Origin of the sequence: Fusobacterium mortiferum ATCC 9817, from assembly GCF_000158195.2 — a bacterium.
Taxonomy (GTDB): Bacteria; Fusobacteriota; Fusobacteriia; order Fusobacteriales; family Fusobacteriaceae; genus Fusobacterium_A; species Fusobacterium_A mortiferum.
Genome location: NZ_GL987994.1, coordinates 655520 through 677723, shown reverse-complemented (window position 1 = coordinate 677723; position 22204 = coordinate 655520). Strand labels below are relative to the sequence as shown.

The following is a 22204-nucleotide window of genomic DNA, read 5'->3' as shown; positions in this document are numbered from 1 at the left end:
TTCCATATCCAACTTCTAATTTTATTACTTTTCTGATAAATAAGAAAAATCAATATTAAAAATTTTGTAGCAGTTATCATAATTTACTTTATTTTCTCCATGCCACCAGTTGAGTGGATAGGATAAACTTTGTTTTAAATTACCAGTATCTCTCATTAATGGTGGAGTAAAAGAATCTATATATCCTTTATGCTCTGGTGTTTCTAAAATTCCACAAATAGCAAGTGTTTCAAGGATTCCAATAATCTCACTTTTATTACAAGGTAACAGTTTTCTTTCCTGAATTTTTTTACATAACATAATGCCTGTAGCTCCGTCGTTCATTGTAGATGATATTGATATTATTTTCTCTAAAATATCATTGTCAATATTTGTAGGGATTTTTTTATCCATATGAGTAAATTCATTAAGATAAAAAATTGGTTTTCCTATTCCACCCCAAATCCCACCACCTTGGTACTTAACCCAATTATAAAATGTTCTATCCAGTTGAGATGGAACTTTGTCTGTTCTTCCCCTGTCAAACTTCAACCAGCTTACAGCATACACATATGACGCTAAAATATATCTATATTCCATATCACGAGTAGATAAACTATATAAAAAAGCATTAGCAACATCATTAAGAGAAATACACTTAAGACTTTGTGTTAAAATAGATATAGCTTCTTCAGATGAAATAGGCAAATCCTCTAAAATAGCTCCCTGTTCCTTTGCATATGCAATTTCTTCATATGATAATAGATTTCTTTTTGTATCATTCATATAATTCATCAGAATTTTTTTACTTTTTTTATCCATTAAATATTTTTCCCTCACTTTAGGTCTTTAGTTCACTTATATATTTACTGTTTTTTCTTTATTATTCATATATGACAACTAGTATATTCTAAAATTTGATAAGCTAAACATCTCCTAGTTTCCATATTCACCTTTTAATTTTTCTATCAAAGATTTTAAATGATTATACCATTCTTCATAACTTGGATTTTGTCCATTATCATACCACAAATCTACTATTTCTCTTTCGCCATCTTCATCAGGAACTTTATTATAAATATTAGTTAAATAGTCAATAAGGTATTTTAAAGATTTTTTATCACTAGAAAATTTTTCTAATTTAGAAAAAGTAGTTTCATCTTCCTCTTCATCATCATAATCTAATTTTCCATTCTCTTTAAAATCAAAATAAAGTTCTGATATGGCTATTGCTGTATTATCATAAAGAAATTCTATCTCTTCAAGAGTTTCTCCTAACATTCCTTGTTCAATCATTAAATTTATTATTTCTTTTAAAGTAATCACTCTCTTATTTTTAAATCCTTCAAGATATTCTCTTAAAACATCAACAACATCTAATCCTTCATCACTCTCTAATGCTTTTATACCCCAAGCTCCCATAGTTACCTCCCTATCCAGCTAATCCATTAACTGAAAAACTACCATCTTCATTAATATACCCTTCTATACAATGTCCAGCAAAATAATCTGGTTCAAATACTAAGTAAATAGATATAAAGTCTAGTTCTCCATCTAAACCAATAGTAGCTCCTATTCCTCCTCTACAACTAATACTTTTTTCAAATTCTTCCTCTGTAATAGGAATATGAACTTCTTCATCATCTATTAAATAATATCCCTCTTTTCCCTCTACTTCTTCAGCTCCTGCTATCCATTCATTTGCTAATTCTATATAGTTTTTTTCTTTTAAAAGTTCTATGAGTTGATTTCTATTACTTTCAGCTTTTTTCAATAGAGGATTCAGATTTTTTAAAGCTTTTTCTATAACTTCTCTGATTTCCTCTTCTGAAAGCTCTTTTTCATCTTTTATATTGTAATCTAAATCTAATGTTACTCCTACTTCATCTTCCCAAAAGTCAAAATAGGTTGAAAAAACATATCCCCATTCATTTTCTTCTATTTCAAAATCATCTACTCTTAATTTTTCCATATTCCACCTCTAATCAAAGAAATTTTTTATCTCTTTTCTCTTATCCAAAATTTTAAAAAGTTCATCCATATCCAAATCAAACATCTTACTATTATCCTTTATCTTAGAGAAATAATAGTTTACTTTTTCTTCTCCAAACTCTTTTTCTAATTCCTCCCACTCCTCTTTAGAAAGTGGAACAAAAGCTAGGGTATCACTTCCTAAGCTTTCCATAAACAATCTTATTTCGTACTCTGGCTGTATTACCTTATTTAAAGTTTTTATTGTAGTATCTCTATCAGACCCTTCCTCATTAGGATAAGATATTTTATACTTCTTTCCATTCCATTCGATAATTATATTAAATCCCATTTTGTTATCAGTATCTTCATTTTTTCCAATAAGTTTTCCAGATTGAATTACATTCTCTATATAATTAATTATATCCTCGTCGTATTCTCTCCAATCTATCCAAACAAGCTTTGTACAATTTTCCCATAATTTGTCAAAACTTTCTCTATCTTCATTTTTTAGAAAATCTTTTATATATTCCATAGTAATCTCCTTAACTTTTAAAACTCTCTAAATCACTATAAAGTTGTTTATTAATTTCAGATTCTCCATAACCACAGATTTTAGCTATCAATTCCATTCTTTTTAAAGATAACAAAGCCTTTTCTTTTAGCTCTTTATCTATCTTACCTGTTATTTTTATTTGTGCAAAGGCTGTAGCTATAGCTACCTCATCACTTTCATTGATAATAGCTTCTCTACTCAATCCTTTATCTTTTATTTAATAAGTAGAACTTATTATTTTAAAGCTCAAATTCATATCTTCTTTTACTACATTTATTTCTTCTACTACTTGAATTATAAATTCTAATGTTGGTTCATAATAACCATTTTCTAAAATTTCTCCACCTAAAATTTCAATATGATACCAACCATTTGGAAGTTCAATAAGAGGTTTGTTATATTGTTTATAGCAAGTAATTAAATTCTCTATATTATTATGAGTAAATTTTTCTAATATTCTCCACGTAAAAAGCATAAGTATATTATTCTCTATTTTAAGATAATAACCACTTTTTCTAAACTGTAATTTATTTTCTTGTTTACATAATTCTGGTATATCATTAGAAAGATTAAATAGAACTATATAAGGATAATTTTCAATATCCATCATAGGAATAGCAATATTTTCATAAAAAACTCTATCCCCACTTTCATTTGAAATAAATTCTGCTCCTAAATTATCAGAAAGATTATTCTGTTCTTTCCATTTTTCTAATAATAAAATATCACTAAGAAAAAAATAATTAACTAAATCATTCAATACTTCTGTAAATTTATATATCATAATTACCTCCTCTCCCTAGTAACATTGAAGAATTAACCATACATTATCAAAGTTTCTATTTTTTAAATCCTCTTTCCTAATATTAAAATATATCTTTCCACAATCTCCAAAATATAGTCCATAATCTTCAAACTCAAACTCACTCATTTGCATAAGCAGTATCCAATCCTTAGCATTTTCCCTTATCTCACCTTTTAAATCTCCATATTTTATAGGTGCAGAACCATAATAAAGATTTTTCCTAGCAACTCCCTCACACTCTTCAAAATACTCTCCTTGAATAAGTTCTGGGTGTCCTAAAAGTTTTGTGGTATCAGTTTTATATCCTAATTCCTCTAAATCTTTTTCAAACTCTTTCTCTTTTCTTTCAATTTCCTCATCACTATCCTCATCATCATAGTAATCAAAAAAGTCAATAGGATAGTCATTCATACTTTCAAAATCTATTTTAGCTTCAGGAATTATACAATCCTTTTCCATATCCTCTGGAAAATCAGTAGACACCAAATCTTCTATATCTCCATCATAATAGAAAACTCTTGCACTTCCTCTATCATCAGGAGAAAATCCTCAAGTCATAGTCATCAACTCATAGAAAAAATATAGTATTCCCTTCTCTGGTAAAAGACTCTCTTTATCGTATTTATGTACCTCTTCACAATTAATTTGCATTAAGAATGAAAGGGGTCTATTTGCAACTTTTCTTTTATAATCTTCTCCATTGTAGTAATACCATTGAAAATCCTTTGGTAAATCAGGTTTTCCTCCAATTTTTGAACTACCTTTAGGAATTTTTTCTCTATTCTCTTCACTATAATTTATTACTATTGCATTTCTTTTTAAAGGTTCTAATTCTTTTTTATCTATCATATTACCACCTCTAATCCCACCAGAAATACCAAACACTAGAATCTACTAAACTACCAGCTAATAATCCAAGAGTATCATAACTTTGGTCTACATCAGGGCAATATCCATACATCTCTACTGCTACTTCCATAGCTTCATCTTCTGTTTTTATAACCTTCTCAACTCTATATTCCACTACATCATGTGTCATACTAATTGGTACAGCTCCATATTTCTCAAACCAATACCTTGATATTGCCATATGTTCTGAAGTAGTAGGACACTCATTCCAATTTCCCATTGGTAACCAAGCAAATATCTCCCAAGGATTTTTAACAGGAACTTTTACTATAAATAGTTCAACAGGTTTTTCTGTTCTATAATCTAAAAATCCTATTGGAGAGTTAAGTCTATCCTCTCCACTATCTTCAAACTCTCCTATTATTTCCTCTTCCCAAGCTATTTCATCATCTTCAGCTTCCTCTTTTCTTCTATTCACTAAATCTTTCAATATATTTTCTCCACCTTCTGAATAGATAGAGGAGATATATTTTTCTCTATATTTTCTTATATCTTCTATATTAAACTCTTCATCATCTGATACATTAAAAGCTAAACATTCTAAAAGTGTTTCATCTACTGTTACAATAACAGGAAAATATCCTTTCTCTTTTCCATCTTCCACATATTTTTCAAACTTTTCCATTATCTCTTCATAGGTATTTTTAGGAAAATATTCATACTCACAGTCAAAAAATTCTACAAACTCCTTTGCTAATTCACTCATTTCTACCATAATATCACTTTCCTTTTAACAATTATACTCTTCTGCCATATCAGTTGAAAAAGTATTTTCTTCTACATTTCCTAAAAATTCAAGTTCTCCCCATTCATTAGAAATTTTTGGGATAATTCCACTATATTTACAAGATGGTATTCCAAAGAAACAATTATATTTTTTATCAAATTTATCTTTTCCTAAGAATTTTTTTACAGGCTCAATTAACTCCTCCCAATCTTTAAATAAAACTTCTAATTCATCTGTTGGCTCTTCACTACTTCCACATACTTGGAAATCTTCATCAAAAGTTACTCCAAAATCATATTCAAATCTATTAAATGCTTCTTCAAACATCTCTTCAAATTTTTCTTTCCACTCTCTTTCTACAGAAAAGATTTTTTCTAACTCTTTATTAAAATCTTTTTCTAAAAAGTTATATTCAGGATTATATTCGTCCTCTTCTCCCTCAAAGATACAGTAAAATGATTGAATATATTTATAGAAATCTTCTACATCTTTAAAGTTTCCTGCCCAAAAAGCTAAATAACCAGCCTTTCTTTCACATACTTTCTTGGACATATAACTCCCTCCTATTAATCTAATTCAGCCCTACTAAATAAATCTAAAATCTCCTCTCTATTCTCACAAGCCTCTTTAAACTTAGAAATAAAATCTATTAAAGCCTCTTTATTCTCTGAATATGCTACAAACATACTACCCTCTGGGTCAAAATCTACCTTCTCTTGTAACTCTGGACATTTTTCATCTAAAAATACCTGTGCTAAACTAGCCCAATCATATCCATTTCCTTCAAATCCCTCTTCTACACGAGTATCAAATACTTCCTGTAAATATTCTCCTACTGTCAAACAAACTGAGTATGAATTATCATGTTCTACCCAGAAAAATGGTTTAATCTTCTCTTGTAAATCCTTAGTCATTTTCATTCCTCCTATCATAAATAGCATACTACTATCTCTATATCCAAATCCTTAAATAGCTCTTGTACCATAGGTTCAACCTTACACCAAGATAATCTATCAAGTCCACAACCTATCTTTGGCATAACTAATTTTTTTATATTTTTATTTTTAGATAGTTTCTCCTTCATCTCTAATAAGGATTCTTCTAAAGATTTATAACTTGGTTTTTGCCAATATTTTTCCTTAGTTATCAAGTTAAATACATTCTCTACTTCTATACATTTTTCATCTAAAGTTTCTGGTTTTTCCTCAGCTAGTTTTAATAATCTATTTCTCATATCGTATCTTTTATCAAATTCCACAGCAATTCCAGCTCCAAGAGCATAATCTCTGCTTATACAGTGAGCATAATAACAATCTTTATGATTGAATACATCATCTTGAATTAATCTATATTCCATTTTACTCCTCTTCTTCCTCATCAGAATACTCTCTTTCAATATCTATAAAATGGATATAAAATCCACAAAGCTCTCCATCTTTGTCGTATCCAAAGTAACATGGATAATATCCATCTCCCCACCCTGATGTAAAAATTGGAATATTTACATCTGTATTCGGAATTGTCCAATTAGCCCAATCTCCATATTCTCTTTGATATTTAGGATATTTTTTAGCACTCTCTGCTAATAAATCATCAAATATATCATCAAATGGATTGTCAGCCTCTTCCTCTTCCACTAATTTTTCCCAATATTTTATATACTCCTCTTGAGTTTTTTTATCTACTACACAACCCATTCCTGCATCTACACCAAATCCATAAAATTCATCTTCATTAGCTTCGTCCATATTTTCTTCTACTCCTGTTATAGCTAATTCATAAACTACTGGTTTATTTTTATTGAGCTCTACTTTTACACAGGCATATCTATCTCCATGCTCTTTACTTGGAACTACTGCTATCTTTACAGGATATTTCCCAGTGGGAACTCTTTGGATAAATGTTTTTGCGTCCTCTAATTCTACCAATGGGTCACAAGCTAAAATTTCTCCAGTAGGTAAGTTTACCTCTCCAATATCTAGGATATCTACTTCCATCTTTCCAATTTTCTTTTCAGTAAAGTAACTATCTAAATCTATTTTACATCTAAATTTCTCTCTGTTTCTTTCATACATCTCTTGCCAATTTTTATCCATACTATCCTCCTCTACGTAAGCTAAAAAATCTATTTTTATATCAATTTTATCTCCCAATTCTCTTAGCTCTTCTAAACTTTTCTTAGTTGTAGGAAAAATTGAATAACTGTCAGAATTTGTATTTATATTTCCAATGAAAATTCCTTTTTTACTAAAGACTTTATTAAACTCTCTACTCCAAACTTCTATATCATCATCTTCATTAAGTTTTAATCTATTAAAATTATAGATATTTTCATCTATACCAAGTTTTTTAATTACATCAAAAAATATTTTAAAATCTTCTAGCTCACATTTCCAATCTAAGTAACAAATATAGCCACTTTTATTTAAAAGTAAAACCATAGCCACAACTTTCAGTTCAATCTTCTCTTTAGTTGAGAGATAATTTATCTCATCAAAGCTATAATTAAAGTTACTATTTTTTCTTAAATAATTATGAAAATCCTCTAAAATTACTTCTAACTCTTTTACAATCTTTCTATCATTAAAAGAGATAAGCTCTGCTATTTTTAATAAAACCTCATCAACATAGGAAGTTTTATCTCTCTTTACCTTTGATTTTATAAGCCAACATTTTTCAAACTCATCATTATTTACTTTAAAAATATAGACTCTATCTTGAGTATAATCATACTCTGTATAGGTAGATAGTTTTATCTTTCTATCTTTTATCTCAAAGGCATTTTTTATCAAGCTCTCTTTTAAAATTTTCTTATCTGATAAAATAGAATTTATCTGCTCACTATCAAAAGTTAAAAAATAGAATTTACTATCTGATAAATTATCAATAATTTGCAATAAAATAAAAGTATCAATATCATCTGTAACTTTTTTCCAAGTGTATAAATCATCATTAGTTGTCATATAGACAGGTGGATTTTCTAAAGATAAATCTTCTTTTTTTATTCCTACATTCCATACCCCTTGATTTTCAGTCCAAAATATCAGAAAATTATCTGTTTCTTTTAAAATTTTTTCTATCTCCTCTTGAGAATAATCATCATCTTTTAATTGTTCTTTCAACCAATTATGAGAAAACTCAACATCTTCTAAATTTAAAATTTCACTAAAACAACTATTTATATCAAAATCTCCACATTCGTGATAATATCTTTTTAAAACTCTGGGTAAGTCAGTTTTTAATCTAATCTCATTTTTGTATATCTGTTCCCAACTTATTTTATAACTACCCTTATTTATAAAAACTTTTTCTACAATTGGATTATTAAAAAAAGTATCTGTATTCGTAATATTTACTCTATTATTCTCTTTTCTATATAACAATTTGACTATATGTTCTGCTGATAAATTATATCTTTCCATAATTCCCCCTACTATTTAAGAGTGTTGTTCTTTTAAATAAATGATATTATCTTTCTCATTATATAAAAGACCTACTATCTCTCCCCACATTGTAAACTCTACAACATCCACTCCCATTATACACATATCTTCAGTAGGTGCTGGTGTCAATTCTAATTCATATTCAATATTAATAAAGAAATCTCCCAAACAATTTTTTAACTCTTCTTTATCTATAAGTAATTCATCTTCAGGAGTTATTCCATAATTTTCTGTAAGAGCTTTTACAGAAACCACTTTTTTATTGAGTTCATAATAGTATTTTGCCATATTATAACAATAAAAACTTTCAATATAATATTCTAAATCTTGTTCCTCTTCAAAAGTTATTTCCCCTATCTTAGATAAAATATTTTCTACATAGTTAGCTATTTTTATTTTTTTATCAAGATAAAATTTTTTATTTTCTTCAAAATCTCTTTCTAAAATATCATAAAGTCTTTCTACATCATCTTTTCCAAAACAATCTAAATTTCCTAAAAATTCATATTTCCCATCTTTTAGCTTAAATCCAAAATAATCATTTTCTGCAAATTTATAATTTCTTATACAAAATATTCCATCAATAGTTAAGAAATGATATTTTCCTATTGTGCAAATAGGTTTAAAGTAATATTTTAGTCTTTCATCTATAAAAACCTCTTTATAATCAGGGAAAAATTTTACATTTTCCATAATCCCTCCTATAAAAAATGCCCATGACAAAGCTGTTCCTTACTTTAAATTAAAGAACAACTAATGTCATAAGCACCACCTCACTTTAATTATCTTTTTGTTTTACCAATCTCTTTCTCTTATAGCTTCTTCTATATCTATATCAATTCCAAAATATTCAAGTATTTTCTCTACTGTTACTCCTATACTATCTCTTGCTACTGTTTCTATCTCACTATCATTTTCATCAAATTCATCTTGTAAATCATTAATTTTCTCTGTCATCTCATCAAGTTTCTCTTGAACTTCTTCTAAATCCTCATACTCTTCTTTCTCTAAAAATTCAACTACTTCAACTATGCAATCTTTTACTTTATCTACTAAAAATTTTGGATAGTAATCATCATTATACATATCTTTTAAATAAACAAAATCTTTATTTAATTTTTTAGCCATAATAAATACCTCCTAAAAATTTTCTAATATTTCCTTTGCAAGATTTTTTATATCTTTATCTTCACTATTCAAAAGCTTTTTTATAATATCTTTACTATTTTCTATTACAAAATTTGTATAATAAAAACTACTATTATACTCTCTTTCTAAGTCCTCTTCCTCAAAATGTGCTTCTATATACTCCTCTTCATCATCAAAATCTTCTAAATTTATCTCTATATTGAAAAGACATCTCATCTCTGGATAAACTTCTAAATCTTCAATAGATTCCTCTACAAAATACTCATTTTTTATATCTTTTATAGTTTCCACTATCAATTTATAAATTTTTAATATGTAACAATACTCCTCTTTTTTCTCTCCATACTCTTTTTCTAACTGTCTTATGAGAAAAATCATTGTAAAAGGGGTCAAAGTCCATAATGTTGATTGATGTTCTATCTCTCCTCTAATATTTTTTAAAATCTCTAAATTAAGAAGATTATTATTTTTTATATCTTCTCCTATTTTTCTTCCACAACTATAAGCTCCAAAAAGTTTAGTCCACTCTATATCTTCAGCCTTTACCTCTTTTATATATTTGAGATTTTTTTCTATATTTTTCATCTTATTCTCCTAAAGCTTCACAAAGTTTATCAAAAATAGGAATAATATCATCTGGGATTCCCTCTTCCCAACCTGGACTCTCTAAAACTTCTCCCTCTAAAGCAACATACATCTCTTCAGGTATCTTAGCTTTCATCTCATCTTCGTCAACTTCCTTTGTCCAATCATAGCCAGAATATACATCATTTTTAGGGTCAAAAGCATATTTTTGATTTTTATAAAATCCTGAAATATAATTTTTTTCAAGAGTTTCCACAATATCAAAATCCTCTAAAATCCAACCACCATCTTTTTCACACTCTTCTCTATCCTTATATTTTTTTAAATCTTGAGGATTCATATACCAATATAAAAATAGTGCTGTTCCCTTATCAGTATCAGGCTGTTCTGCTATCCATTTAATAACTTCCTTAGAGTTGTCAAAATTCCAATCTATTGCTAAAAGTTGTCTTTCTTTTGGAGTATTTTTCTTTAGATAATCTATAATCAAAGCTGTTTCTAACTCGTCAAACTCATCTTCATCTATCTCTATATCTTCCCAATCGAAATCTTCTCTTAAAATATCTTCTACTTTTAACATAATTTCAACCTCCTATAAGTTTTAAAATCTCTTAAATTTCTCTTTTTTCTAAACTATCTTTAGTTAGACTTTCTAACTTATTCTACTAATAAATTATATAATCTCTCTATCTCTTCTTTCTCTAAAGATTCTACTACCATATATTCTCCATCTATAAAAGAGTATTTATCTTTAGGTAAATTTTCTATAAATTTAAAATAATCTATATCTCCTAACATTTTATAAGAATTTTCATCATCTGGATTTCCATCTATAATTACAAAAACTAATCTCCAAAATTTTACATCTTCATTTTTTACTATACCAAAGTTTTCATACTCAACACTTGGTTTAAAAGGTAGTATTGTCCTTACAGTTTCAGTTAGAGTGTACATTCCAAATATCTCATTATTATTATTTTTATAAAACCTTTGTCTTGCTGAATACGCATCTATATATTGAGTTTTTGTTATAAAGTTACTAAAAGTTTCTACTGGATTTTCAGAATTTTTTATACTCTCTAATAACTCATTATTAAAAGAAATAGGTCTATATATTCCATATAATTTGGAAATCTCACTTCCTTTTTCCTTCAAATTCTCTTCTATACTTTTTATACCATACTCTATATCTTCAATATATGGATAATTTCTAATAGTTGCTAAAGTATATTCCTCTCCATGCTCATTTACTAAATTATTATTTTCTAAAAATTTTCCCAACTTTTCAATAAACTCAAATACTACTTCCCAATCTCCTATACTACAAGGAGTAAAAACTCTTATTCCATAATATCTATTTTCATCACTATATGAAAGTTCAAAACCTCTAGCACTTCTTCCCTCTTCTCCAAGAAGAATACATTCAAAATTTTCTAATTTTTCATTTAAAAACTCTTCTATATTTTCATCAGATTCATCTAAATTATATTGGGAAATAGCTTCCCCTATTTCTAATACTTTTGCTGGAGTTATACTTTCTTTATTGTTTAAATTTTTTATAAAAAAACTTATACTCATATCATCCCCTCCTATCTTTTATGCAAAATTCTAACAACAATCCCAATTATATATTACCTCATCAAAGTTAAGCTCTTTTAAATCTTTCTCTCTTATAAAGAAATTAGCTATTCCACAATCTCCCCACATAATCTCATGTTCATCTGTTCCTTCACTATCTATTTGTAGAAGCAAAATATTATATCCAGCTTTTAAATCTCTTACATCACTTTGGGTAAAATTAGGATAACCTCCTATTTTATGTCCTGCCTCAAATAATTTTTCCCCTATTTCTTTATCTTCTTCTAGTATATCCCATATATCCCAATAATTTAAATATTCTCCATCTTTATATACTTTTAATATCTCTGGATATTTTTCTCTATTTTCAAGATAAAACTTTTTCATTTCTTCATCTACTATCTCTCTAAAATCATCATTACTATCTGAAAAATATCCATCTCTTAATTCAAATTTTAAAGAAAATTCTCCCTCTATTGGAAAATAATTCTCATCCTCTTCATATGGTTTATATTTCTCTAATATCTCTTCCTCTGTTACACTTTTATCTATCTCTTTATAATATACTACCTTATATCCATTTCCTAAAAGGTTATCAAAATCAAGTCCATAAACATCATCATTTAATATCCAAAATTGTAATATTCCCTCTTTCATAGGGTAGATATTATTTTCTGGTAACTCTTCTATATTTATTTGAGTAAGTAGTGTAAATTGTCTATTCTCTTTATCTCTTGGCACTTCCTTATCTTTTGGCAAATATGGTAATCCTCCAAATTTACTTTGAAATAAATTAGGTTTATCATCTGATACTTCTATTTTTATCGTTGGTTTTTTATTCTTTTCTAAAATGTCTAAAACAATTTTTTTAATATCTTCATTAAATCTTAATTCTTCTTCAGTAAATTTTTTCTTTGTCATAAGATTTCCTCCTTTACCAAATTTTTCAGTTATATTTATCATATAGCTTAATATTTTTTATCTTATAATAGAAAATACTATATTTTTTTAGCAAAGTCAACTCTTAATTGAATATATTTACTCATATTTCTTCTCTTTAGGTTTTACAATATAAACTCTTTTTATCTCATCACTATTTAAAATAAAAAGATAAATTGTATCACTATCATAATCAGCATAATTAGAAAATTTTATTTTCCCATTACTACTGATATATCTACTTTTTTTGAGTTCGTCATAGGAGATTTTTTTCTCTGATAAAATATTTTCTATCTCCTCTCCCTCTACAATTTCTGTATAAATTTCAGTTGATTCAATATTATCTATCACTTAAGAGATAATAAAAGTATCTATATCCTCAGTGACTTTTTCCCAAGAGTATAAATCATCATTAGTACTCATATATATTGGTGGATTTTTCAAAGATAAATCTTCCTTTTTTATTCCAACATTCCATATTCCTTGATTTTCACACCAAAATATAAGGATATTTTCTGTTTTTTGTAAAATTTTCTCTATTTGCTCTTCTGAATACTCATCATCTTCTAAAAATTCTCTCAAACCATCATGGGAAAAATATGTATCTTCCAATTTAAAAAGTTCACTACAAGCTGTATTTATATCTAAATCTCCACATTCATGGTAATAATCTTTTAAAACTCTAGGTAATGTTATTCTCTTTTTTATCTCTGTTCTATTTATCTCTTCCCAACTTATTACATATTTATTTTTACTTAGACTAAAATATTTTTGTAAAAAATTACTACCAAATTTCTCTTTAGAACTGTTATCAGTAAAAACTCCTTTGTTGTCTTTAAATCTATTTATCTTTCCTCTGTATAAAAATTTAACAGTTTTTTCTGCTGATAAATTATATTTTTCCATATTATCCCTCTAACTTATTAAAAATTTTTAAAATAATTATATATGCAAATTAGTCCTAATCCTATTATTACAGAGATAAATATTATAATTGTAAATTTTAAGTTATATCTCAACTCTCTTATAACAAACAAAGTACAACCAACAATCATAAAAATTACAATTATTGAACAGATAAAAGCTACTATATCAAAATCTCTCATTTTTATCACTTACTTTTAATTAAGTTTGTTGATGAAAAGCTGTTACAATTTTACAATTTGGACAAATCTCTATATATAGAGTTCCCTCTGCTGAATCCATTATAGTATCCCAATGAATTTGAGCAAGATATTTCATTTTCTTTCCACACTCTGGACACTCTCTATACTCCCAATCTTGTACCCAACTAGCAAATCCACCTATTGTGCTTACATCATCTCCAAAAGCACCATAAAATAGAGGTTTTTCTTTCATTGAAACAACAAATTTATTATTTACCATTTCATCTATTATATCTTCACTAAAATAGTTCTCTTCTTCTCCCTCATAATCTAGCACTTCACTTGTTCCATCAAGATTGAATTTAGTAGATATTCCCTCACATAAAGTTACACAGTTAGGACAACAACTTACTGTGATTATTCCATCTAATCCTAAAAATGAAAATCTCTCATCTCTACCATCTATCACTAGAATATCTAGCATCTCACCACCACAACGAAGACATTTTTCCCCTCTTCTTCTAGCTATAAAAGTTCTATTCTCATCTTTATTCTCTCCTATTTCAAAAGAGAAACATTTATCATAATTAAGCTTTATATAATTATTTTTACTATCAAAAGTCCAACCACCCTCTTCAGCATATATATCTGAATCTACATAGAGTTTCTTTCTCCAAGGTCTAGGATTTATTTTAAGTTCATATAATATATCTTTTGATTTTTTATCTCCTATCATAGCAAGACATTGTAAAAATCTTCCACCATCATCAGCAGATTTTGTACTCATAATTTTTTCTATTATTTTATCTCTAACCTCTTCACTAGCTTTATAATATAGTTCACTTGGATAATAAATCTCCCTTTCACAGGCTACTTTCGAAATTTCTTCTATATCTATCCCTCTAGTCATTAAATCTTGAAATATATCACACTCATCAGTTTGATAGAACTCATCTTCTGTTGAAGTTTTTAATCTTTCTATTACTTGGTTTATTTTTTTCTGTATCTCATCTTCTGTCCAATTATTTACTTCCTCTCTATGATGCTTAGCTCTACATCTCCAACAAAGTCCTTCAAATCCTAAAGGTGTTCCACATTCTGGGCATTTATATTTTAAACTCATAACTACCTCCTATAGACTAAAAATCTCTTAATTGATTTTTAAAAAATTTATAATTTTTCTTATAGTTGAAATTTCTTTTTTAAAAAAGTTTCATTTAGAAGATGATTCGTTTCATATTTACCATTATAGAAAACTGCCCAATTATTAAAAATACATGGAAGATTTTTAGCTTTCTCTAAAGTATCTACAATTTTTAAGCTTAATAATATATTATTTCTACTACAATACTCTGTTACTTCTTTAATACAGTTAAGAACATATGGACATTGTAAAGTATAGTATATTGTTAATTCCTTGTTATCTATCTTCATCTCCTTTACTTTTTCAGAAAGATAAGGTTTTTCCCCATTAAAAGATAATGCTAATAATTCATATTCATCTTTTATTACATCTACAGTTTTAAACCCATATTTAAGTAAAAATTTTTTATCCATTAAATATGGTCTCTTCTTTTTTGAACTAAGAATACAAACACCAGATTTTCCCTTTTCTTTTGCATCATTAATACAGTATTCAATCAAAGATTTTGCATACCCCTTACCTTTGAAAGAACCTGATACCCAAAGACAATAAATATATAAATAATTATTTCCATAAATAGGTACCCATGCAGTTTCTAAAGGAGCATATTCAATAAAAGCTTTTCCTTTTTCATCAAGTTTACGAAATACATGTCCTTCAATAATTCTTTCTTTTAACCAATTCTTTTTTGCAACTACTCCCATCTGATGTTTTTTATCTGAAATTGCACAACATAAGTGCTCACTCTCTATATTCTCAATTGTTAAATTTATAAACTTTTTATCCATACTTTTCCTCCAATTATCCATACTTTTCCTCCAAGATTTTTTATATTCATATTTACTTAGTATTCTCTAAATCTTATTTTTATATATTTACCTCTCTACAAATTATTTTTTTATCCATTCAAATATACAAATAATCATTATTATTACACCAAATAGTCCTGTAAAAAATCTTATTCCATCTTCTCCAAAAAACTCATATACATTTCTCATAAACCTAGTCGAACCTCTATTATCACATATCCATCTCCATTTAAAAATAGCTCCAAAGAAAAATATTCCTCCTATAATTATTCCAAAAAGATAGGGATATTTCTTTATATAGGGTTCTATTGTTTCCATAAATTTTACATATAAATCACTGATAGGATTATTCATAAATACCTCCTATTCTTGAGAAATTTCTATGTTTCTTGTAATATACATCATTACATAAAGAACTAACATCAATAGAAGAGTTCCTGTCATTAAAGCATACTGTTCCATCTTCAATATAGAATATAATACTGCATAGACTCCTGATAAAAATACCAACATTCCCAAACCATAATTTTTATTTTTAGTTACTGCTTTTATATATAGTGAATTTGGAATAACAACCATCAAAGTGGCTATAATATATGCTAGATTAAAGTTAAAATACTCTGACATTGAAAGTAAAACTAAATAGAATAGTGTCAATGAAAAACCTACTACTCCATATTGAATATAGTGAGTAAATCTTTTACTAGTCACTTCAAAGATATATACTACAAAAAGACTTAACATCACAAATAGCATACTATATTTTACTGCTCTCATAACCTGTCTATAATGAGTTACACCTTCATATAAGTCTATTCCTATTTTTCCTTCACTAATATCAGAATAATATCCTTCAGCAAAATCTTGTTTATAGTTTCTTACAAAAAATGACACATCCCATTGAGCTTTAAATCCATTTTCATCTATAATCTTAGTACTTGGTAAAATTCCATAAAAGCTTGGTGATTTCCAAGTAGAACTTATTTCAAAGTGATTTTCCTTTCCAAAAGGTAATATCTCTATCCCACCATTTCCTCTCAGACTGAGCTTAATAGAAAATTTTATCTTATCTTTTTGTAAGATATTTTCACTGATAGTTCCAGATATTCCTGTATTTAATAGATGTTGAGTAACTCCTGTTCCCGATTCTAAATAAATATCTTTTCCTTCTACTTTAAACTCCTCTACCTTCATCAAAGATTTTGTATCTGTTATCCCTAAGCCGATTCCTATATTATATGGATTAAGATTAGCTGGAAGTATATCACGTAATTTAGGAAACTCTCCCTCTAATATAATATCTCCACTATAAACAGTTGTCTTATATATCCCTCTTTTTCTGACCTCATCTTTTAAATCAACTTTTACATTTAATTTATCTGGAAGTAATATCCAATCTTTTACAACATTTCTCTCTATTTTTTTACCATACTCATCATATTCTACCTTTACATCACTATATGGTATTATTAAAAATGCTCCAGCAATAGTTTGTTTTTCACCCCATTCATTACCTATTTCCCTTACCATATTTCTATAAGAATACTCTCTCTCATCTATTATTCTATTTATAAAAAACATTGGTATCTGTAATAAAATAACTAGCATAAAAAGAAAACCAACTTTTCTAATTAACGAATTATTATCTTTTAAACTAATCATAAACTCCTCCTTATAATTTTTTAACTTTTAACTTTTTAATAGCATTCTCTAAATCTGTAATATTAAATCCCAAAGTACAAGGAATAAAAGAAGTATCCTTATGAAGTATATATCATTATATTTGATTTAATATCTCTACCTTATAAGCTCTATTATCTAAATCAAAATATATAGTGATACTCTCCTCACTATTACCTACAATCTTCATAACTGTATATTCCAATGAAGTTTCAAATTCTGGATGATTCCTATAGTTTGTTGGAATATGTTCCCAACCTTCATTTACAGGATAGTTTTTAAGTATAATATCAGGTGTTAGTTCTTTTAACTCTATCCCGTTTAATTTTATACTAGAATGAATCTTATCATAGAAAACAACCACAGAATCTACTATCCCCTCTTCAATTTTTTGGAACGGTTCATCATCTTCATCAATGTTTTGATTTGCTATTGTTACTTCTAAAAGTACTCCATCTTTTTCTAAAAGTCGAATAATTCTTCCCCCCTTAGCAATACTTTTTTTATCTTTAGACAATGACCAGTTTGTTCTCATTTCATAGTAATCTTCTCCAATCAATGGTTTTAAAAAGTACGGCTCTCTATCACTTATCTTCCATCCTTTAGCTATAACCTCTTTCAAGGTGCTAGGAACAGAAAAGTATATATCATTGATTTCAACTTCTAATTTCATTTTATTTTTTTCCTCCATATCTTCTGAAATTACTCTTGAATTATTAGCTCCCACCACAATTATAGGAATAAACAATATAAAATAAATTACAACTATTAAAAATCTCTTTCTCATATCCTATCCACTCCACATATCATATCTTAAGTATAAAACTAGATAAAGCTTCTCTTAGTTTGTTCTTATAATTTCAGCTTCATCAATTTCGGTTATAGTTATCTCTTCTTTATTTTCACTAAAGGAAATATCATCAAAATTATTATCAACAGATTCACTTATAATTACTCTATCATCATCTTCATCATAAAGTGTCCCATCTCTATTAAACCTTTTCTCCTCTATAACAATTCCCTCTTTTATTTTAGCTTTTAATTGAGGTGTCCCATCTTCATAATAGATTTCATAAATATCCTCTGGAATATTATCTTTAAACTCCTGCCTTGTCCACAGCTTTCCATTTTCATAGTAATCCTCTTTTAATCCATTAAGTTCTCCAGATTTATAGTTCGCTATTGTTTGTAAGTTTCCATTTTTTAAATAAAATTTCCACTCTCCATCTTGTAAACTCTCTTTATAACTTCCAGTAAATCTTATATTTCCATTTTCATAATACTCTTTAAACTCTCCATTCATTTCTCCATTTTTATAAATTACCTCTCCTTGAAGAGTTCCATCAGGATAATATACCTTATATTCTCCTTCAAGTATTCCCTCTTTATAATTTGCTGATACTCTTAATTTTCCTGTGGAACTAAAATATTGTTCTGTTAGTCCATCTCTTTCTCCATTTTTAAAATTAGCACTTTCAATTAAGATTCCATCTTCTGTGTACAATTGAAAAAGTCCATTTTGTTTTCCCTCTTTCCAATGTCCCAACTCTTTTATACTATCTTTATAATAGATTACATTTAATCCATTTAACTCCCCATCTTTATAGGAATAAATATTTAAATATAAATCACTTCTACTTTTAACTCTTCCACTAAATAAATTCCCATTTTCATCACATAATTTAAAGTTAATACTTTGAAGTTTATTTTCATTCTCAGCAGGTAAATATCTATAAAAAGAATATCTATTTTGATAAATATAAGTTCCAACTCCTATTCCTAATAATGCTACTATCCCTAATACTATCTTTACTTTCATAGATTTCCTCCTCAATTCTTTCTAACTTTTAAAATACTCCTTTTATAACTTCAAAAAGATATGATATTATTAAAAACACAACTCCTACTCCTATCCAAATATATTCCCTTCCCCTATTAGTTCCATCTTCAGCTATCCAAAATTCTTTAGGATTATTTTTATTTACTAATAATTTATATTCTTTTCCAATTTCAAATTCTATATAATTAACATCTTTTATTTTTTTCATAAATTTTCTAGTAACTTCTGGTATCTCATCAATATCTATATTTTTCAATTTTTCTATTTTTTCTTTACTTTTATAAACTCCCCTATACTCTTCTTCATAAGTTATTCCATCTATGGTATATCTAAAGACAGGAAAATATTTATTTAATGCTGAAGAATAACGATAATCAATAAAAGTTCCTTTTACATAAAAATTTCCCTTTTGAGCTTTATTATATTGAAAAAGGTTAAATACTCCTATAAATATAAGTATCAATCCTATTATTTTAAACATAGTATCACCAACCTAATTTTTACCTTTTTTGTTAAAATACAAAATAAATGTACAATTTATTAAAAAAACCAGTAATAAAATAAAAAACAACTCTTTTCTTTCATTTATATAAAGATATCCCCAAAATCCATCATAATAAGTCCCATCCCAATCAGTAGTAGTTATAGGATGAATATACGAATCTACATATAATATAAGCATACCTACCAATGAAACAATCAATGGAATTATTAGCAACTTTATTTTTGTGGAAAAAATATTTTTCTCCTCTTTCTCTATTTTTATAACATTTCTTTCTTCATCTTCTATTTCATCTTTTAATAAATAATCAATAGTTACATCAAAGAAATAACTAAGTTTTATAATCTTTTTTATCTCTGGAAAAGATTGATTAGATTCCCATTTAGTTATAGTCTGCCTAGAAACATTTAATTCCTCTCCTAGCTCCTCTTGTGTCATTCCTTTCTTTTTTCTCTGAAGCTGAATTTTATCACCAAAGTTCATATTCACCCCTCCTTTTAATAATTTATACTTTCTTTTTTTAAAAAAAGCAACCAACTATATACATACTTTTTTGCAACTACAAGTTTACATTTTAATTTTATCACACTAATATGTCATTTTCAGAACTTTTGAATATTATATTGACAATTAGATTTAAAAGTGATATATTCAAATTAGTAAGAATATTTTATCTTCAGGGCAGGGTGAGGTAACAATTCCCGACCGGTGGTTATAGTCCACGAGAATTTTTTAATTCTGATTTGGTGAAATTCCAAAACCGACAGTATAGTCTGGATGGAAGAAGAAAAGATATACTATTTTTCGTCTATCCTGCCCAGATTTTTTCTGGGCTTTTTTAATAGTTATCTTTAAATTTTCCATTAAAAATATTTAAATTTTTTATGGAGGTTGTTATGAACAAATATTATATTGGATTTGATGCTGGAACTCAAAGTGTTAAGGTTGCTATCTATTCATTAGAAATGGAGTGTGTAGCTGAGAAATCTTATCCTACTACTCTCAATTATCCTCAATCTGGTTGGGTAGAGATGGATGTAAATGAATATTTAGAAGCTTGTAAAAAAGGGATAAGAGATTGTGTTACACAGATGAAGGAAAAAGGCTTAAATCCAAATGAAGTGAGAGGAATTTTTGGTGATGGAATAATCTGTGGTATTGCTGGAATAGATGAAAATGGTAAGCCTATAACACCGTATGTAAACTACTTAGATTCTCGTTGCCAAAAAGATGTAGAGGAGCTTTCAAGTAAAAATTTTGAAATCTGGGCTAAAGAAACTGGAAATCCTACTCCTAACTGTATGTTTCCAGCTATAATAGCTAGATGGTTTTTAAAAAATACTAGATTTCTTGAAAATGGTTGTAAATTTGTTCACAATGCTCCATATATTTTGATGAATCTAGCTGGATTATCTCCTAAAGATGCTTTTATAGATTGGGGAACTATGTCTGGTTGGGGATTAGGATACAATGTCTATAAAAAAGAGTGGTCAGATGAGCAACTTAAAATCTTAAATATAGATAAAAAATATCTTCCTAAAATAGTAAAACCTTGGGATATAATTGGAAATCTCTCTCAAGAGATGGCAGAGTTTACAGGTTTACCAGCAGGTATTCCTATCTGTGCTGGTGCTGGAGATACTATGCAATCTATGTTAGGGTGTGGACTTTTAGAGAAAAATATGGCTGCTGATGTAGCTGGTACTTGTGCTATGTTCTGTGTATCAACTGATGGAATAAAAGAGGAATTGAGCAAACCAGAAAATGGATTGATTTTTAATAGTGGAACTTTAGAAAATTCATATTTTTATTGGGGATTTATAAGAACAGGTGGACTTGCCCTTAGATGGTTTAGAGATAATATCTGTGATAAAGTTGGGGAAGATTCATATTTTGATAAGCTCTCTGAAGCAGCAGAAAAAATTCCAACTGGAGCTAATGGAGTTTTATTCTTACCATATCTCACTAAGGGAGTTGGAGAATTAGCAAATGCCTCTGGTTGTTTTCTGAATATGGGAATGGATACAGATCAAGCTACACTGTGGAGAGCTGTACTTGAAGCTATTGGATATGACTATATTGGAATCACAGATATCTATAAAAAAGGTGGAGTATCTCTAGAGGAGATAACTATAACTGAGGGTGGAAGCAAAAGTAACCTTTGGAATCAGATAAAAGCTGATATGTTAAATACTAAAACTAAAACTTTTAAGAAATCTGGTGGAGCTGTGATGATGAATGTATTAACTGTGGCTTATGCTCTTGGAGATATAAAAGATTTAAAAGAGATAATAAAAAATAATTTAGAGATTAATAAAAATTATCTTCCTCAAAAAGAAAAAACTGATTATTATAGAAAAATTTTTGAAACTAGAAAGATGCTCTTAAACTCTGAAATGAAGGAAGTTTTTAAAATTTTAGAAAAAGTAAAATAAATTTTTGCTTGACAAATAAAAAAAATTATACTATACTTTAGACAACT

The 22204-nt window shown here is 27.7% G+C and carries 29 protein-coding genes, 1 pseudogene and 1 riboswitch; of the genes and pseudogenes, 1 reads left to right on the top strand and 29 read right to left on the bottom strand.

Annotated elements, in window-relative coordinates; translation table 11 throughout:
* Nucleotides 1-24: 24 nt before the first annotated feature.
* The 29 genes and pseudogenes from FMAG_RS12830 to FMAG_RS13470 form a co-directional block, all read right to left on the bottom strand.
* Complete coding sequence (locus FMAG_RS12830) at nt 25-801, bottom strand: hypothetical protein (protein ID WP_005887356.1); 777 nt, start codon at nt 799-801, stop codon at nt 25-27.
* A gap of 114 nt (nt 802-915) precedes the next feature.
* The gene (locus FMAG_RS12825; RefSeq protein WP_005887355.1) at nt 916-1401 is read right to left on the bottom strand and encodes a DUF4259 domain-containing protein; all 486 of its coding nucleotides are present in this window, start codon (nt 1399-1401) and stop codon (nt 916-918) included.
* A gap of 10 nt (nt 1402-1411) precedes the next feature.
* Complete coding sequence (locus FMAG_RS12820; RefSeq protein WP_005887354.1) at nt 1412-1951, bottom strand: DUF2262 domain-containing protein; 540 nt, start codon at nt 1949-1951, stop codon at nt 1412-1414.
* Nucleotides 1952-1960: 9 nt separating this feature from the next.
* Nucleotides 1961-2485, bottom strand: a complete 525-nt coding sequence (locus FMAG_RS12815) for a hypothetical protein (protein WP_005887353.1) — start codon at nt 2483-2485, stop codon at nt 1961-1963.
* Between the two features lie 10 nt (nt 2486-2495).
* The gene (locus FMAG_RS12810) at nt 2496-2708 is read right to left on the bottom strand and encodes a hypothetical protein (RefSeq protein WP_005887352.1); all 213 of its coding nucleotides are present in this window, start codon (nt 2706-2708) and stop codon (nt 2496-2498) included.
* Between the two features lie 15 nt (nt 2709-2723).
* Nucleotides 2724-3290 (bottom strand): hypothetical protein, encoded by a 567-nt coding sequence (locus FMAG_RS12805; RefSeq protein ID WP_005887351.1) that lies wholly within the window; start codon nt 3288-3290, stop codon nt 2724-2726.
* A 15-nt stretch (nt 3291-3305) separates the two neighbouring features.
* Nucleotides 3306-4160, bottom strand: a pseudogene (locus FMAG_RS14195) (YwqG family protein).
* 10 nt (nt 4161-4170) lie between these two features.
* Entirely contained in the window at nt 4171-4935 is a 765-nt protein-coding gene (locus tag FMAG_RS12795; RefSeq protein ID WP_005887349.1) for a DUF4253 domain-containing protein, read from the bottom strand.
* Nucleotides 4936-4950: 15 nt separating this feature from the next.
* The gene (locus tag FMAG_RS13480; RefSeq protein WP_005887348.1) at nt 4951-5499 is read right to left on the bottom strand and encodes a hypothetical protein; all 549 of its coding nucleotides are present in this window, start codon (nt 5497-5499) and stop codon (nt 4951-4953) included.
* Nucleotides 5500-5513: 14 nt separating this feature from the next.
* The gene (locus FMAG_RS12790; RefSeq protein WP_040494169.1) at nt 5514-5861 is read right to left on the bottom strand and encodes an immunity 51 family protein; all 348 of its coding nucleotides are present in this window, start codon (nt 5859-5861) and stop codon (nt 5514-5516) included.
* A gap of 14 nt (nt 5862-5875) precedes the next feature.
* Nucleotides 5876-6304: a macro domain-containing protein gene (locus tag FMAG_RS12785; RefSeq protein ID WP_005887344.1), complete on the bottom strand. Its 429-nt coding sequence runs from the start codon at nt 6302-6304 to the stop codon at nt 5876-5878.
* Nucleotide 6305: 1 nt separating this feature from the next.
* Entirely contained in the window at nt 6306-8369 is a 2064-nt protein-coding gene (locus FMAG_RS14190) for a DUF4241 domain-containing protein (RefSeq protein ID WP_005887341.1), read from the bottom strand.
* A gap of 15 nt (nt 8370-8384) precedes the next feature.
* Complete coding sequence (locus FMAG_RS12775; protein WP_005887339.1) at nt 8385-9083, bottom strand: hypothetical protein; 699 nt, start codon at nt 9081-9083, stop codon at nt 8385-8387.
* A 102-nt stretch (nt 9084-9185) separates the two neighbouring features.
* Nucleotides 9186-9518: a DUF5713 family protein gene (locus FMAG_RS12770; RefSeq protein WP_005887337.1), complete on the bottom strand. Its 333-nt coding sequence runs from the start codon at nt 9516-9518 to the stop codon at nt 9186-9188.
* Between the two features lie 12 nt (nt 9519-9530).
* Nucleotides 9531-10124, bottom strand: a complete 594-nt coding sequence (locus FMAG_RS13475; RefSeq protein ID WP_005887335.1) for a hypothetical protein — start codon at nt 10122-10124, stop codon at nt 9531-9533.
* Between the two features lies 1 nt (nt 10125).
* The gene (locus tag FMAG_RS12760; protein WP_005887334.1) at nt 10126-10704 is read right to left on the bottom strand and encodes a DUF4274 domain-containing protein; all 579 of its coding nucleotides are present in this window, start codon (nt 10702-10704) and stop codon (nt 10126-10128) included.
* Nucleotides 10705-10781: 77 nt separating this feature from the next.
* Entirely contained in the window at nt 10782-11702 is a 921-nt protein-coding gene (locus FMAG_RS12755) for a DUF4299 family protein (protein WP_005887332.1), read from the bottom strand.
* Nucleotides 11703-11732: 30 nt separating this feature from the next.
* Nucleotides 11733-12623, bottom strand: coding sequence for a YwqG family protein (locus FMAG_RS12750; protein WP_040494168.1), 891 nt, complete (start codon nt 12621-12623; stop codon nt 11733-11735).
* Between the two features lie 117 nt (nt 12624-12740).
* Nucleotides 12741-12992, bottom strand: coding sequence for a hypothetical protein (locus FMAG_RS12745; RefSeq protein ID WP_005887327.1), 252 nt, complete (start codon nt 12990-12992; stop codon nt 12741-12743).
* On the bottom strand, nt 12993-13547 hold the full coding sequence (locus tag FMAG_RS12740) for a hypothetical protein (protein WP_005887324.1): 555 nt from the start codon (nt 13545-13547) through the stop codon (nt 12993-12995).
* Between the two features lie 17 nt (nt 13548-13564).
* On the bottom strand, nt 13565-13747 hold the full coding sequence (locus FMAG_RS12735; protein WP_040494166.1) for a hypothetical protein: 183 nt from the start codon (nt 13745-13747) through the stop codon (nt 13565-13567).
* A gap of 19 nt (nt 13748-13766) precedes the next feature.
* A complete protein-coding gene (locus FMAG_RS12730) occupies nt 13767-14870 on the bottom strand; it encodes a hypothetical protein (RefSeq protein ID WP_005887322.1) in 1104 nt (367 codons plus the stop codon).
* A gap of 59 nt (nt 14871-14929) precedes the next feature.
* Nucleotides 14930-15679: a GNAT family N-acetyltransferase gene (locus tag FMAG_RS12725; RefSeq protein WP_040494271.1), complete on the bottom strand. Its 750-nt coding sequence runs from the start codon at nt 15677-15679 to the stop codon at nt 14930-14932.
* A gap of 102 nt (nt 15680-15781) precedes the next feature.
* Nucleotides 15782-16054 carry an immunity 17 family protein gene (locus tag FMAG_RS12720; protein ID WP_005887317.1) on the bottom strand — a complete coding sequence of 91 codons (273 nt, stop codon included), beginning with the start codon at nt 16052-16054 and terminating at the stop codon, nt 15782-15784.
* A 9-nt stretch (nt 16055-16063) separates the two neighbouring features.
* Nucleotides 16064-17362 (bottom strand): cell envelope integrity protein CreD, encoded by a 1299-nt coding sequence (gene creD, locus FMAG_RS12715; protein WP_005887315.1) that lies wholly within the window; start codon nt 17360-17362, stop codon nt 16064-16066.
* A gap of 115 nt (nt 17363-17477) precedes the next feature.
* Nucleotides 17478-18167, bottom strand: a complete 690-nt coding sequence (locus FMAG_RS12710; RefSeq protein ID WP_005887313.1) for a hypothetical protein — start codon at nt 18165-18167, stop codon at nt 17478-17480.
* 54 nt (nt 18168-18221) lie between these two features.
* Nucleotides 18222-19199 carry a toxin-antitoxin system YwqK family antitoxin gene (locus FMAG_RS12705; protein ID WP_005887311.1) on the bottom strand — a complete coding sequence of 326 codons (978 nt, stop codon included), beginning with the start codon at nt 19197-19199 and terminating at the stop codon, nt 18222-18224.
* 28 nt (nt 19200-19227) lie between these two features.
* Nucleotides 19228-19701, bottom strand: a complete 474-nt coding sequence (locus FMAG_RS12700; RefSeq protein WP_005887309.1) for a hypothetical protein — start codon at nt 19699-19701, stop codon at nt 19228-19230.
* Between the two features lie 12 nt (nt 19702-19713).
* The gene (locus FMAG_RS13470) at nt 19714-20205 is read right to left on the bottom strand and encodes a helix-turn-helix domain-containing protein (protein ID WP_005887307.1); all 492 of its coding nucleotides are present in this window, start codon (nt 20203-20205) and stop codon (nt 19714-19716) included.
* A 185-nt stretch (nt 20206-20390) separates the two neighbouring features.
* Nucleotides 20391-20515, top strand: a riboswitch (FMN riboswitch).
* A gap of 103 nt (nt 20516-20618) precedes the next feature.
* Here FMAG_RS13470 and FMAG_RS12690 point away from each other — a divergent pair.
* Nucleotides 20619-22157: an FGGY-family carbohydrate kinase gene (locus FMAG_RS12690; RefSeq protein WP_005887305.1), complete on the top strand. Its 1539-nt coding sequence runs from the start codon at nt 20619-20621 to the stop codon at nt 22155-22157.
* The last annotated feature ends 47 nt before the right edge of the window (nt 22158-22204 follow it).